This window comes from Tardiphaga sp. vice304, from assembly GCF_007018905.1.
In the GTDB taxonomy this organism is placed as follows: domain Bacteria; phylum Pseudomonadota; class Alphaproteobacteria; order Rhizobiales; family Xanthobacteraceae; genus Tardiphaga.
This window is the reverse complement of the sequence record NZ_CP041402.1, coordinates 644,209-658,273: the sequence shown is the minus strand read 5'-3', so window position 1 is coordinate 658,273 and position 14,065 is coordinate 644,209. Positions and strand designations below refer to the sequence as shown.

The 14,065-nt window shown below is 59.1% G+C and carries 9 protein-coding genes and 3 pseudogenes; 2 read left to right on the top strand and 10 right to left on the bottom strand.

The window, feature by feature from the left end:
- Positions 1-5: 5 nt before the first annotated feature.
- The 7 genes and pseudogenes from FNL56_RS03065 to FNL56_RS03035 all read right to left on the bottom strand — a co-directional run bounded on the left by FNL56_RS03065 (position 6) and on the right by FNL56_RS03035 (position 8,721).
- The gene (locus FNL56_RS03065; protein WP_168202843.1) at positions 6-935 is read right to left on the bottom strand and encodes a TauD/TfdA family dioxygenase; all 930 of its coding nucleotides are present in this window, start codon (positions 933-935) and stop codon (positions 6-8) included.
- 296 nt (positions 936-1,231) lie between these two features.
- On the bottom strand, positions 1,232-2,179 hold the full coding sequence (locus FNL56_RS03060; protein ID WP_168204632.1) for a methyltransferase: 948 nt from the start codon (positions 2,177-2,179) through the stop codon (positions 1,232-1,234).
- 186 nt (positions 2,180-2,365) lie between these two features.
- Entirely contained in the window at positions 2,366-3,505 is a 1,140-nt protein-coding gene (gene aepY, locus FNL56_RS03055) for a phosphonopyruvate decarboxylase (protein ID WP_143577463.1), read from the bottom strand.
- 1 nt (position 3,506) lies between these two features.
- Positions 3,507-4,805 carry a phosphoenolpyruvate mutase gene (gene aepX, locus FNL56_RS03050; RefSeq protein ID WP_143571536.1) on the bottom strand — a complete coding sequence of 433 codons (1,299 nt, stop codon included), beginning with the start codon at positions 4,803-4,805 and terminating at the stop codon, positions 3,507-3,509.
- A 397-nt stretch (positions 4,806-5,202) separates the two neighbouring features.
- Positions 5,203-6,597 (bottom strand): annotated as a pseudogene (locus FNL56_RS03045) (ISL3 family transposase); the annotation flags it as partial.
- A 132-nt stretch (positions 6,598-6,729) separates the two neighbouring features.
- Positions 6,730-7,269, bottom strand: a complete 540-nt coding sequence (locus tag FNL56_RS03040) for a hypothetical protein (protein WP_143581758.1) — start codon at positions 7,267-7,269, stop codon at positions 6,730-6,732.
- Positions 7,270-7,278: 9 nt separating this feature from the next.
- Positions 7,279-8,721: an LVIVD repeat-containing protein gene (locus FNL56_RS03035; RefSeq protein WP_143577460.1), complete on the bottom strand. Its 1,443-nt coding sequence runs from the start codon at positions 8,719-8,721 to the stop codon at positions 7,279-7,281.
- An 874-nt stretch (positions 8,722-9,595) separates the two neighbouring features.
- Here FNL56_RS03035 and FNL56_RS03030 point away from each other — a divergent pair.
- Positions 9,596-9,871 (top strand): annotated as a pseudogene (locus tag FNL56_RS03030) (terminase TerL endonuclease subunit); the annotation flags it as partial.
- A gap of 70 nt (positions 9,872-9,941) precedes the next feature.
- Here the strand turns inward: FNL56_RS03030 and FNL56_RS03025 are convergent.
- The 3 genes from FNL56_RS03025 to FNL56_RS03015 form a co-directional block, all read right to left on the bottom strand.
- Positions 9,942-10,913 carry a Bug family tripartite tricarboxylate transporter substrate binding protein gene (locus FNL56_RS03025; RefSeq protein ID WP_143577459.1) on the bottom strand — a complete coding sequence of 324 codons (972 nt, stop codon included), beginning with the start codon at positions 10,911-10,913 and terminating at the stop codon, positions 9,942-9,944.
- 459 nt (positions 10,914-11,372) lie between these two features.
- Entirely contained in the window at positions 11,373-12,374 is a 1,002-nt protein-coding gene (locus tag FNL56_RS27545) for a DUF6538 domain-containing protein (protein ID WP_168204631.1), read from the bottom strand.
- A gap of 164 nt (positions 12,375-12,538) precedes the next feature.
- Entirely contained in the window at positions 12,539-13,051 is a 513-nt protein-coding gene (locus FNL56_RS03015) for a transposase (protein ID WP_441351264.1), read from the bottom strand.
- Positions 13,052-13,123: 72 nt separating this feature from the next.
- Here FNL56_RS03015 and FNL56_RS03010 point away from each other — a divergent pair.
- Positions 13,124-13,330: pseudogene (locus FNL56_RS03010) on the top strand (transposase); the annotation flags it as partial.
- Positions 13,331-14,065 lie beyond the last annotated feature (735 nt).

Here is a 14,065-nt window from a genome sequence, read left to right as displayed (position 1 = left end):
GGATCTCAATCAAAGCGGTGCATCCAGACCCGGCGCATCAATCTTCGCCGCTCGGGATCGGACTTTGCCGGATTGTCTGAAAGGCGATGATCGAAGAACGGCGTCCTGCCGTGGGCCAGCACACGGTTGTTGACCAGCTGAATGTCGCCCGGCTGCATGGTCATGCAGACTGTGATGGCACCGGTGCGGTCTTCGAGCAGGCCTTCCAACAGATGCAGCGCCAGCCGCTGCTTCTCGTTCAGCGGGGGGACGCCCGCCAATTGTGGGGCTCCCCAGACATATTCTGGCTGCCAACGCAGCTTGAGGCCGCGATCGCCCAGCGCGGGCTCATAGGTGAAGATCGGCTCCAGCAATAGCGCCGGGTTCTGCGGCGATACGTCGGTCACCTTGATCCGGCGGTCAAAGTAAAACGGCTGATAAAGCTCCGCCAACAGATCGCTGGCGTGCTGCAAGAGGATATTGTGCACCCGCGCGACACTGACGAACTTGCTCTGCCCCCCTTGAATAGCCACTCTGACACAAAGAAGGCCGACAAAGTCGGCCACCCGCGGCATGATGGGGCTATCGGTATGGATCGAGCCACCGGTCCCGGTCTCATGATAACGCGGACGCGCCTCCTCCGACAGGCTCAGATCTTCGACACGGCCAAATCTGACATTGTGCGCCTTCTGAACAAATGGCGTACCGAGTTCGGCGCAAATGCGCCAATAGGCATTTTCCAATTCTAGCTGAGTGTAGGACGTTGGATCCAGCCCGCGCAGAATGGCGAAGCCAAATCCGCGCTCGATCAGATTTTTTCGGATGTGCTCCGTCTCACGCCTCAGCACCGGAAACGCAGTGTTGTCGACGTCGCACCCTTCGAGCGGAATCTCCTGATCAAGGAGCCGCCTGTTTTTATTCAGCTCCCGCAGGAAGTCCGCACTCAGGGCGTACAAGGCGGCGTCCCGCGAAATCGTATTGATATCCCATGCAACCGATGGGTCTCTGATTAAAGACCGCAGGCGCGGATAGTCCTGTTCAATTGATCTTCCAGATTGATGCATCGCGGCTCACGCTAAAACCGTAAGGTCGCACTTCTTACAAACTAAACCTGTGCGGGTATTTTTGTCAATGCGGAGTCAAAGGCATTTGGCGAGCAGCGGCCGACTTTTCGCCTGATATTCTGGGATTGCGAGGTCGCGGCCCGTTCACAACCATCGCCAGGCAGCCACCACAACGGCCGGCGAGAACGCTAGTTCCTAGTGTACCATTGCCCGCTCTGATTCCAACGCGCCGCGTCGATCAGACGCAATTGCCCGTCGCCATGGACCGCGTGAATGAAGAAATTGCACAAGTGGCTTGCGCGAGCGCGCATCAGCAACGCGGAATAGGATTGGCGTATGATCGCTTCCCTCTCGCTGGCGATCGCGGCAACAGTCGCGATGAGGGCGTGCAAAAACGGATCCGCTGCCGACAAAGCGTGATGCGACAGGATGCTCACTGTGAGGTTCAACCGTTTGCCGCCCGCGGCCCGCAATTGTTCAAGGCCGATCGGGGTCGCGCCGTCGCTGAGACATGTTCCGATCATTTGCGCCGTTCCGGTTTCGCTCAACGCTTCAGGCAGTCCTGCCAGTATCCGACGGGTGACGCGGAGCCCATCGGGGCCACCATGGCCGATCGAGGGACCGGCCAGTTCTTCCGGATAGGGCAACATCGGCGGGTTGGCGATGACCGTGTCGAACTGCCGCCCCCGCACCGGCTCAAAGAGGTCCCCCTGAAGCACTTCCACACGATGCGACAGCCTGTTGAGCGCGGCGTTGAATTGTGCGAGCTGCACAGCGTCAGGATCGGATTCGACCGCGGTCACGCAACCCGCAACGACGGCGCTGTGCAAAGCGAGCAGGCCCGGACCGGCGCAGAGATCGAGGCACCGCCCGCCGGCCCGTGGCAGGATACGAGTCAGCAGTCCCAGTGAGTCGTCGCCGAAATAGAATTTCGGATTGGGCCCCGGCGGCTGGCATAACAGCCATTTGCCGAAAACCGGGAAGACGACCAGCCCACACGTCATCCAGGCGTGCCCGCGGTCTTCGGTGGCAATGCCTAGACTGACCATACCGGGGATGAGATTTCCGATATTCTCCGGCAGCGCCTCGCGCTCCACGGGTCTGTTCAAGAGGAACAGATCGACCAGCGGCCGCATCTCCGTTGGAACTCGGTCGCGGTAGAGATCCCATGCGGACGGCCTGGGGCACAACGGATCGAAGCATGCGACCCATTCGCCCAATGCCGATCGGGAAAGCGCGTCCCCCAGAGCTGCAAGGTCAAAGTCCTGACCGGTGCCGAACCTGCCGCTTCGCCCCTGCACCATGGCCGAATCAGCTCCAATTCAATCAGCGACGGGCTCAAAGCAGCGCATGAATTCCTGCTTGGCAAGACGAGGCGCAGTCTTGGGGCGCGCGAGATCAATCCGGGACTGCAAGTTGGTGCGAATCTCAACAAAGGCTGAACCGCGCGCGGCAAGCGCGTTTCGTACGGCATAACCAACCTCAGCGCCGCTGGTCGCTTGCTGAACGGTAGTGTAGCCGCAGGCGCGCGCCACAGCCGGCAGATCGATCGCAAACCCCCTGGTCGGCGCGCCGCCGACGGATTCATGCGCGCCGTTGTTCATGACAACGTGCAACAGGTTCGGTATCGCGGCGCTGGTTGCCATTCCCCCCATATGCATGATCAGGGCGCCATCGCCGTCAATGCAGACGATTGTTTTGTCCGGTCGCGCCAGAGCGATACCGGATGCGATCTGCAATGCGTGTCCCATGGAGCCGACCGTCAGAAAATCACGCGTCGGATCGGCCCCGTCGATGACCCGCATTTCATAAAGTTCGCGCGACACCTTTCCGGTGGTCGATACAATGACCGCGTCTTGCGGGAGGCCCTCCAGCACCGCTTTCACGCCGTCTGCGCGCGACAAGGAATATGGCGACATCGGGAGATCGGCTTTGCTACCGCTGAACGTGTCACGGCGCACGACCAAAGCGACGGGGCGCGATTCCGCACCTGCCCGATCGACAAGCTCGCCGACGACCTGCTCGACCCCCGTGGTCTCCGCTTGCAGCACGACGTAAGGGATGTCGAGGCATTCCAGCAGGCCGAGCGTTATTCGACCTTGCTTGGCGTGCTGCGGCTCATCTTCGATTTGCTTTCCGTCACGCATTTCGCCGCGCCAACCGATCAGCAACAAGGCCGGTATCGCGTAGACCTCCGCATCCATGAGCGAGGTCAGCGGATTGATCGCGTTGCCCAGCCCCGAATTCTGCATGTAGACGCAGCCTATGGCGCCGGTGGCCAGATGATAGCCGGCAGCAAGCCCTATGGCGCTGCCCTCGTTGGCGGCGATCACATGACGCTCACCGGGCACGGCTCCGGCCAGGCAGGCGCTAAAGGGCAGCAAAAGCGAATCCGGCACGCCGACAAAAAAAGTAATCTGACAGTTTCGCAGGAATGCGATGAAAGCCGATGGGTCGATCATCTCATGCGGTTCCAGGAATGAGCCGCAGAATGCTGTCGACCGACATACACAAGGAATCGGCCTCCCGACAGCGGCTATTTTCCAGGATAGCCCTTGCCACCTGCATCATCGCTGGATAGGCGGCGCGTAGAAGATGGTTGGCATAGATCACAACATTTATCCCGCGCGCCCTGAGTTCATGCTCATAGACGCCGCTGTAACTTGTCGGTACCGCAACCAGGAATGTTTCAGTATCCGCTTTGCGGAATTTTTCGCAGAAGGCGAAGATTTCATCGGGCTCCTTGCTGCGGCTGTGAATCATGATCCCGTCGGCACCGGCCGCGACATATTCCCTTGCCCGAAAGAGCGCGTCATCGAGCCCGGCATTGAGAATGAAGCTCTCTATCCGACCGATAATGGCGAAGTCGCCGGTCGCCTGCGCCGCCTTTCCCACGCTGATCTTGTGGCAGAAATTCTCCACGCTCTCGCGGGTCTGCGTCACGTCGTTGCCGAGCAACGAATTGCGTTTCAAGCCGATCTTGTCTTCGACGATGACGGCGGATACACCCAAGCGTTCGAGTGAGCGTACGGTGAATGCGAAGTGTTCGGCGCGCCCACCGGTGTCGGCATCGTAGATGAGCGGCTTGGTGGTGACCTCGAACAGATCGTTGATCCCGGCAAAGCGCGCGCTGTGGTCCACTGCTTCAGTATCGGGCTTTCCCCTGACTGTGGAATCAACGAGGCTCGATGACCACATCGCATCGAACCCGACCGACCGACCGTCGCGCTCGGCGGCGATAGATTCGACAATCAGTCCGGATAGAGGGCTGTGCACTTCCAGTACGCGCACAAAGCCAGATCCGGCCAGTTGTCGGCGCAGCTGGCGTAGACGGACCGTCGGAGTGGTTCCCAGCACGACGTCGAAAACGGGAAGACGGTCACTGGCTCCACTGGCGTAAGCGATCTCGATGATCTGTCCACGCCATTCGAGCATCGCCGCCAACGCTTCCTCCCGATGGCTGCTGTGCACTTCGCCATGCCATTCGTCGCCGCAGATCAGATAGTCCGGCCTCAACCGCCGCAAGGACAGAAGGTAATCCGAATTCTGCTGTGACACGACTTCCTTGACGCCTGCGATATTTTCCAGAATTCGCTTGCGGTACTGGTAGTTCGGATGCAGCACACCGTCAACTTTCGTACGCGCTGGATCTGTCAGCAGGCCTATCACCACATCGCCATAGCGGCGGGCGGTTTCGATGACGTTCATTTGGCTTTCAAGAGGAACCTCCGCGACCATTGTGACGTAGACGGTCTTAGGCATGATGCTCGCTCATCGGCCACTGCGATCAATGGCATCCTGCCGTAAAATTATTGCACGCACAACCTCCGCGAGCGAACTATTTAATCAACAATTTGCTTTCGCACGTCGCACGTCCGCGAAGCCGGATGACGGCAAACGTCACGGGTGAGATATAATGCGGCCACCGGGCCGATGCTGCGAGTATGTGTTCGCGTTTCCGCACGCGGGACCGAAGGAACAGCGGTTTCGTTTCCTTGATGCGTGTCAGAGCAATTCGCCCTTCACAGACCAGTCCGCCTACACCTCGCCCTGAAACAGTCGTCCAAAGAGGTTATCCTGTCAATCGGCATCGGATCGGGACCCTGGATCGGCGCCCAAAAGGGGGCTCTGACGCAATCTCGATGATACTCACCGCCGCTTAGGTCGCGCCGATCAATCTTGCCTGAAGGAGATCGATCTTTGCTCTACCGTACATCTGTCGCTTAACGAGTTTGAGCTTGGTGATCTGGCCTTCGGTCTGGCCATTTGACCACGGCTGGACCAAGGCAGCATGGACCGCGGCGACGTCTTTGGTGATCCCCGAGGCGAAGGTGGCGAGCAGGCTTTCGCTTGCGGCAGCAATCCAGGGGAAGAGATCGGCCTCGGTCCTTTTTCGGATCATGGTGTGAAAGCGATCGGTGAGTGTTCGCGCGGCGACCAGCGTCGGCACGCCGGCCTCGATAGCTGCTATGGTGACGGTATCGGCTTTGCTCATGTGATCACGCGCCAACGTCATCAGCCGTGCGATCGTTCGGGCCGAGGGGACCTTCTGCAGTTGCTGATCGCTGGCTTTTTCGGCGCGACGGCGCCGGGTCGCCCACTCGCTGACCACCCGCTGCGAACCGCGGAAGCCATCTGATTTTAGCCGCCGCCAGAGTTTGGCGCCGTTCCGACAGCCTTCAGCCCATTGGGCATCGAGCAATGGTAGGTGTGCATCGAGCTAGCTTTGCCGTGTCCTGAATACGTCGCCTCTATCGCCCAGAAGGACCTGGCGGACACGATTGCGACTGTGGCCTGTTTTGCGAACGATCTGCTTGATTGCCGCACCGTCCTTGGCGAGCGCCAAGATGGTGGAAATGGTCTCCTCGCGTCGCAAGTAACCCTCGTATTGCAGTCGTTCCGCGCAGCTCAATAGTTCTGGATTGATCGTCGTCGCGCCGATCGCTGCACGGATCGGACGCATCGATTTACGGACGGCGCTCAAGAAAGCCGCGCTCGCGTTCTCCATAAGATGCCAGCGATCGGCAACCTGGGCGGCGCAGGGTAATGCCTTTGAAGCTGCGTCGCCGTATGCGCCACCACGATCGCGAGATAGGACGGTAATGTCGGGATGACCAGCGAGCCAAGCCTCAACTGTTGCCATCTCTCGATCCGGCAAGAGTGCCACGATGCGTCGTCGCTCCAGGTCGCAGACGATTGTTCCATAGCTGTGGTTACGTCGGAAGGCTCAGTCGTCGATACCAACAACGTTCAGCGGTTCGGTGCGAGAGCAAGCGCGAGCTCGTACCACGCGGAGAACGGTATCATTGCTGACTGGTAGCATCAGTCGTTTGGCGAAGCTCGCTGCCGGCCTGCCGCCGAGAGCTAATCCGAGATGATGGACGACGAAGTCCAGCCGGCTGGTACGGCGTGACCGAAGGAGAAGAACGGTCTTGTCAAAGCGTTCGGCGAAGATCCTTCTCCGGCAATGCGGAGTGTCGCAACAAAACCGGCGGGTCACGACCCGTAGCCGTACGCTCCGACCTGAGCACGGCAGGTCCGACACTTCACGAAGCACGCCGAGCATCGTCTTGCTGATCCGGAACGCCATTCCCACTTCGATCTATGTTGCACTTTCATCCGCCGATGAGAGCGCTATTCTGTTTCAATCAACACGCGAATGTGCGTTCGGCTGCGGTGTCGAGCTTCATCCGCCCGTCATTGCCCATTTCATCCAGACATCGGCCGGCTGCGACGCCAGGTGATGCAGCGCACGGCTCTGCAATTCCGCCGCGCCGGCTCGGCCCTGCACGACGGCGACCATCAAATCGCATTTGCGGGAAACGGCCATGCCGACGGCTTGTCGCCGTGTTCCGTCGGCGAGATCGTAGTGTCGCGCCCGGCCCGGCATGTCAGCAATCCGCACTACATCGCCATGTTGCAGCGGGCGAAACCGTGGACTGATCAGATCAAGGTCTGCAACGCGGTCGACCTCATCATCGTCTGCAACACCACTATCGCAATTGCAGAAGCCGATCTTGGGACGAATGTAAAGCTCCATCTCGGCGCCGCAGGAAGCGGCTGCGCAGCGATAGGCGCGGCCGGGCGGCCAGCCGTCGCGCGGAAACGGCCAGGCGATATCCTGCCAGCCCTCCCCGCGCGCCGGCGCGGCGACATAGGCCGAGATGGCGGCGGGCGTCGCCAGCCCAAGCACCACAGCCGCGATCATCGCCATTCGTTGTGCCATCCGTCGTGCCTACTTCAGCCCCGCCGCTTCCCGCGCAGCTCCGGTCAGCTCGAGGATGTGCAAACCGGTATTGGCGCGATCGACAGCGTAAATATAGCCGCGCTCGTCGGTCTCCAGATTGTTGGTTTGGATGGCAACGCGACAGCGCTCCTTGCCTTCCACGGTGACACAGCGCTTGTCAGTCGCCGCGGTGATCGACGGGATGAAATAGCCGACCTCCTTAGGATGGTAAGGATCTCGGATGTCGAGCGCGCGCACGCCGGCGTTGAAGAATGATATAAAGGCCATCTTTTTGTAGTAAATCGGCGCCATGTTTTCGTTGGAAGAGTGAGCTCCAAACCTGCCGCCCCGCTCGCAAAAGGAGCCGCTGGCTTGCGGCACCGTATAGCTCGAGATCACCATCGGCCGATTCTCCACCGTTACGTCGGCAAACCACACCATCTGCCGCGGCTCGGCACATTCGTTGAGGATCGCTTCGTCGACGATCATCACGATGTCGCGGTTCTTGCCGTCCTTGTCCTTAGCAAATTCCGCGATCGGCATCTGCAGCATCGGGAACGTAGTATGCGCGCCGTTGAACGCCGACAATGCCATCCGCGAAATTTCCGGGTAGCGCAGATTGTCCGGCGTCGGTTCCTTCGGCCCGTTGATCAGCTTTTCACGATCAATGATCTGCATAAAGCCACCCTTGTTGGTGCCATAGCCGAAATAGACTCGGTTGCCCTGCGGCCCAGCCGAGATGGTGCCGTGCGCTTCGGTCGGCACTGTGCCGGTCGCGCCGGGCTCCTGCCCTGGCAGGCCGAAATCGCGGATCTTGACGGGATGTGCGGGATCGCTGAGATCGTAGACCTGCGTCATGCGCCGGGTCCGCCAGTCGGGCGCGCCCGAGATCAGGAAGGCGATGCCGGTGTCGCATTCCCACCAATTCTTGTGTGTGTCTTTCAGGCCAGCGATGCGCGTGATCAGCACCGGGTTGATGGGATCGGCAACGTTCCAGATTTCGTGCGCTTCGCCACCGAAAGTGCGAAGCATGTAGACAGCATTCTTGTCGCCCTTCGGCAGCGCGGTGCCGTCGCAGACCCGGACCATCTGCGCGCCGCCGGCCTCATATTTGCCTTCCTGTCCCGGAATGTGCCGCAGATATTTTGGCCGAGTGGGATCGGTGACATCAACAATGGATGTTCCATTAGGCTCCGTCTTGCCGGTCATCGGATTGACCGGTGCGGGGATTTCATCGCTGCCGCCATGATGTCCGATGTAAGCGATCCAGCGATCACCCTGATGGTGTATGGTCGGCTGATAAGCACTGCGCGCCTGCAGGTCGTTTATGCCCACGAGCTTCATGTTGGAAGACTCCGGCGGCGCGCCTATCACCTGTTGCTGCGCGTTAGCTGAAGTAAAACTTAGCGTCGCCGTCAAAAAGAACGCGGCAAGTGGTTGGACGAATTTCATTCTTCTTCTCCTTAAGGTCGTCAGATCGCGGCAGATAATCGTGATGGAAATCAAAACGTTGCGCAAGCTAGTAATGATCGGTTCCCACTGACTGATACGGTTGGGCTGTTAGCGCATGAGCTTCGGTGCCAGCGCGGTCGGCGTAGCTGGTCGGGCTTGCGAAGCCGACCGCGCGGTCATTGCGGGCACGAGAATGGCGGGGGCTGGTGTCATATCACGCAGCGAGCCGTGAGGGCGGACGGTCTTTTAATGCCGGCACCAACTTTCAATCGCGATCCTAGACTCGGCCAGTGACGTCCACTAACATGAGAGGACCGAAAACGTCACACCTGCCGACGTTTACTTTAGCAGAACGCAGACGCGTTAAACTTGCCACCATCGCGAACCGAACGCCAGCAGCACCGACTGCAGGCCGCTTAAACTATAACCCTGATGTGCCAGAGCCTCTCTTCTCGGAACATCTGATCAGTCTCAAATTGCCTGACGACGGACAACTGGGCACCTGCGCGGCACCATCACCTATGACTGGGTAAAAGAAGGACTTGTGGTATCACTGAACGTGAGCCCGGAGCGCCTCGCTAAATAGAAAGTCTCGGGTCGGAGGGTAGCTTAAGTCGACTTACAGGTGACTATCTACTGTAGTGGCCTGTGATCCTCACCAGCCGGGGCCAGCGCCCGTTGTAGCCCAACATGCGGTAGTTCCAGGCTTCACACGCCGGCACGTCGGCATGGCCCCAGGCGATATTGGCGCGTTCCGCCGATGCCCTAATCGTGCTGCCGTACAATGCTCGCGTGGCCTGGTGCCCATCGCTCACCTTAGAGCTGACGGGCGGATGACGCTTAACTAAGCTTCAACCATACCTGGCGGTTACAAGAATCGATGCAATCTGAATCCACGGCCCCGGCGATCAAAGAGCTAGAACGCGCAATCGTCGGCCCGCGATTGACCTACGGCGGTCATGAAGTGCTGCGCTGGAATTTCAGCAACATTAAGGTCGAGACCGACAAGGCCGGTAACAAGTCCTTCCACAAGGGTAAGAACCTCGATCGCATCGACAGTGCTGTGGCAGCCGCAATGTACGTGGCGCGTGCATCTCCCGGCGACAGTGGACGTTCTAATTGGACGACGACGACATGGCTGAACGGCTGAGGGTGCTTTGATGACGAAGCCGAAGGCTGCACCCATCGACGTAAAACGGGCGGGTGAAGCCTAACGACGATCAGTTCGGCTTCAGGCCCGCCTCGCGGATGAGCGCGCTGGTTTCCTCGAAATCTGTTTTCTGAAACGCCGCGAAGGTCGCCGGATTGTCCGAGCCGGCTAGTGACATTCCCTCCTGGGCGAGCGCTTTTTGCAAGGCGTCCTGCTTCATGACCGATTGAATGGCCGCGTGCAATTTTTTGATGATCGGCGGCGGCGTCTTAGCGGGCGCGTACAAGCCGAACCAGTTGGTCGAATGCAGTCCGGTCAGGCCGACTTCCTCCGCGCCGGGAATGGTTGGCATCACCGACGAGCGTTGCGGGGTGGTGACACACAGCGCCACTAAGGCGCCGGATTCCACATGCGGCAAGATTGAAGGCGGCGTACCGAGAACCATCGGAATGCTCCCGCCCAGCACGGCCGCCACAGTCTCTGCACCGCCTTTAAAGGGCACGTTTTCCAGCTTCACGCCCGACAGTTTCGAGATCTGAAACATCGGAATCTGAAAACCGACATTCGAGGTGCCGCAGAAGACGCTCTCGTTTCCCACGTTCGCCTTAGTGACGAACTCGGCCCAGGTCTTCACGCCGAAATCTTTCGAGATCGCGACGACACTGGCGTTCGACGTCATTTGCGAAATCGGGAGCAACGCGGTCAGTGGATCATACGAGAGCTTTAGCATCGCCGGCGCAATGGTCTGCGATGTGTTCGAGCCGAGATAGAGCGTGTGCCCGTCGGGCTCGCCGCGCACGACCGGCAAGGCGGCCAGCGTGGACGATGCGCCCGGCACGTTTTCAATGACATGTTTTGCGCCGAGCGCCGCATTGAGATGATAGGCGTATTGCCGCATTGTTAGATCGGCCGAGCCACCCGGCGGAAAGCCGACAAAATAGCGGATAAGCTTGGTGGGATATTGCTGCGCGTGAGCCACGCGAGGGGTTGCAAGAACCGCCATGCCACTGGCAGCACATTGAAGAAATCGACGGCGATCCATAAAGCAATCCTTGCAAGAGGCTAACCGGCTCGACCGTTATCTCGCTATGTTTCGTCCGGCCCGCGCTGTACTTTGTTTGCAGCTTAAACGTTGTGTTCCAGCTCGTCTTAGGTTGACGGCGCCATGTCTGGTTCGTTTTGCGCCCACGTTAACTCAACCTCGACGCTCGCGAAAGCGCCTAGGAAGGGTCTCGGCTGGCTAGGTCGTGAGCCCATAAATTTGATGGGCTTACGCCGCGCCAGAGTCCGATACCCCGAGAGCCGACATATTGCTGCATAGCAGCGCAACGACGGCATGTGCCAAAAGCGGCGGTTGGTAGAACTGGACCCGCAAGTAGAAATCGGGTCGCCATCGAACCGTTGTAAAGCTAACAGTTCATTCTATTAAGCGGCGGGCTCAGATGAATGGATATAATCTGAACGATGATTATCGCCACCTGCTTGGAGAGGTCCTAATCCTTTATTTCGGTACTCCAGTCGTACTCATCAGTTCGATGAATGAAGACACTTCGATAAATCTAGCTCCAGAAGTCTGCAACAAGATCTGCCAATTGCAGATTTTGAGCACACCTACCCGGACGACTATCGGGTAATCCTGACCATGCCCGACGGCTATGAGCTGGATGTCGGTGGGATTAGCAGGCAGACCGGCGCACCGAGGCGGGGGGTTCTGGCAGTGGTCCTGCCCCGGCGTAATGGGGCAAGCCGACAGCCGCGACAAGGCCATGGTGGCGACCCGTGTCCAATCGTAGATCGTTTTATCTGCCGGGCGACGTTCCGCAGACCACCCAATGATAAGCTTGGTGACGGAGACAGCTTCGAGCGAGGCTTTTTTGGACGGCCCGAGGGATAAGGAATGTCCTGAGAATTGAAGCACTACGTCCTCTCGCTCACCCTCTGCGAGGCGTTTTAACTTCAGTGCTGCTGCTTGCATGATCCGAGCAATGCATCGGGCAACCAATTGGAGCGCGGTCTCGTCGAGTTGTAATCCGCGAGCGCTCGAGAGCTCGACCGCAGCGTTTTTGCACCACTGCGTCATTTGTATGATGTCAAAATCGCCATCTCGAATGGCGAAAGCGGCTTTGAGATCGCTATAGTCCCCCGAGAATACCGCGGGCTTGTTCAGAAATGGTGCGGCGCCGTATTCCGTCCGCCAGAGTGTTTGCTCGCTCGGGTTGTTGCGATATTGGGAGATCAGCCACTCGCCCACGGGAGCAGCTAAATCCAATGCTTCTCTCTCCGAGAGCTGCTTCGGCCAAGCACGAAGGGTCGCCCACCTGGCTTCGATTTCGGCGAGCGCAGCGGCATGCCTTACCTTCGCTTCGGCCGGGTCTCTCGTGCCGAGCGTGCGCAGTTCTTCGCGCTTTCCGACAAGCTTCAGCAACCCATCCGGCACGCGCTTACGCAGCCAATAGATTCCGGTCTTCGGGTGCTTCCAAGGACGTGACCTTGCTAAGGGCATGTGTATCACCCGTGTGTATCAAACGGGCAGCCCTAAGTCATTGAATTCGCTAAAAAGCTCTGGATATCAGAGGCTTGGAACATGTTTGGCGGAGAGGGGGTCCGCTTGGACGAGCTGATTTCATTCGCCTTTTCGGACTTTAAAAATCCTACCCACTTTCCTACCTACGTCTTGGTAGAAAATTGCTCCCTCCGTGTCATGTAGCGGGCGCGCTGGATGGCCCATTCGTCGTTTTGTTCGAGCAAGATGGCGCCTATGAGCCGCCGGACGGCGGCCTCACTGGGGAAGATGCCGCGACCTCGGTGCGGCGCTTGATCTCGCCATTGACGCTCGATCGGATTGGTGGAGTGCAGCTTGGCACGATGTGTCGCCGGAAAGCTCATGAACGCCAGCACGTCGGGCTCGGCCTCGTGCATCAGCCTCGCCAGCTTCGGGATCGTCGGTTGCAATTGATCGGCGACCTTGCGCCATTGCACCCTTGCGGCTTCGGCGTCATCCTGGGCAAAGGCGGTGGCGATGAAGGCGGAGACCACGCGCCACCCACTCTTGCCGGCATGAGCCAGCGCATTGCGCATGAAGTGAACGCGGCAGCGTTGCCAACTGGCGGTCAGCACCTTCGACACCGCTGCCTTGATGCCCTCATGGGCGTCGGAGATCACCAGCTTGACGCCGCGCAATCCGCGGCGGGCAATCAGAATACCGATGAGAGCGCAATACGTTGTCCGCGATTTCTGGTGAGACTTTGTCAAATCGAGCGCGTCAACGGCGAGATCAAGCGTCGCACCGAAGTCGTCGGCATCTTCCCCAATGAGGCGGCCATCCGGCGGCTCATAGGCGCCATCCTGCTCGAACAAAACGATGAATGGGCCGTCCAGCGTGCCCGCTACATGACGCTGGAAACCATCGCCCCGATCAGCGATAATCCGATCGTCGGGCTGCCTGCAGTGGCAACCTGACCAGCCCGGCCGTAGCCGGCAATCGTGGTGGCCATCAAGAAGCTACACCACGCGTTGGGACACGATCGCCTTTACGCCATCGCCCTGCTGCGCTGTAGTCACGTGCCCCTGCATCTGGCGTTGCGCGCTTGCGAGGATAAGGAACCCGTTCCGGCTGTCCGGTTCATCGCGTTGATTGGTGGGTGTGCGGTCGCGTCCGAGCTTGTCTCTACGGTAGCACAAACATTGCCTGGCGTAGGGCGAGAACCGGCGCCGCGTATCTCTGTTGGTTCGGAAGTGCTGCAATCTATGATGCCGGCACCGAGTGGGTCGGGGCGAACAGGGCGAATGTTGATCAGAATTTTGATCCTGCGCATTAGGCCCTCGAAGACCGAGGACAACGCGCTCGACATAACCGTCGATTCCCAATTCTGTCCAATGATGATAGAAGAATCGTATTATATCCCAAACGACAGCAGCGTAGGTTCCTTGTAGTCAATCCGAAGACCGGCCTGCCATAACGTTCAGACACATCTAATCGCGTGTGGAAAGCCGTCGCTAAGGCCGCCGGTATTCCGGCTGCTATTAGAATTTGGATCTCAGCGCCTTTTGGGCGTCACGGAAGTGCGCGGGGGGGGGGGGGGGGGGGGGGGGGGAGGGACAGGCGACATAAAAAGTTCGCTCGCCACCCCGCAAATCGAAGACTACCGGGATGTATACGATCGCGCGGTGCTCGCTGAGCACCATAGCAAGCCA

Bases quoted from the DNA above. Each gene is read 5' to 3' on its own strand.
- aepY (WP_143577463.1), bottom strand. From the start codon at position 3,505: ATGATCGACCCATCGGCTTTCATCGCATTCCTGCGAAACTGTCAGATT.
- FNL56_RS03060 (WP_168204632.1), bottom strand. From the start codon at position 2,179: ATGCGGCCGCTGGTCGATCTGTTCCTCTTGAACAGACCCGTGGAGCGC.
- aepX (WP_143571536.1), bottom strand. From the start codon at position 4,805: ATGCCTAAGACCGTCTACGTCACAATGGTCGCGGAGGTTCCTCTTGAA.
- FNL56_RS03040 (WP_143581758.1), bottom strand. From the start codon at position 7,269: ATGGCACAACGAATGGCGATGATCGCGGCTGTGGTGCTTGGGCTGGCG.
- FNL56_RS03025 (WP_143577459.1), bottom strand. From the start codon at position 10,913: ATGGATCGCCGTCGATTTCTTCAATGTGCTGCCAGTGGCATGGCGGTT.
- FNL56_RS27545 (WP_168204631.1), bottom strand. From the start codon at position 12,374: ATGCCCTTAGCAAGGTCACGTCCTTGGAAGCACCCGAAGACCGGAATC.
- FNL56_RS03035 (WP_143577460.1), bottom strand. From the start codon at position 8,721: ATGAAATTCGTCCAACCACTTGCCGCGTTCTTTTTGACGGCGACGCTA.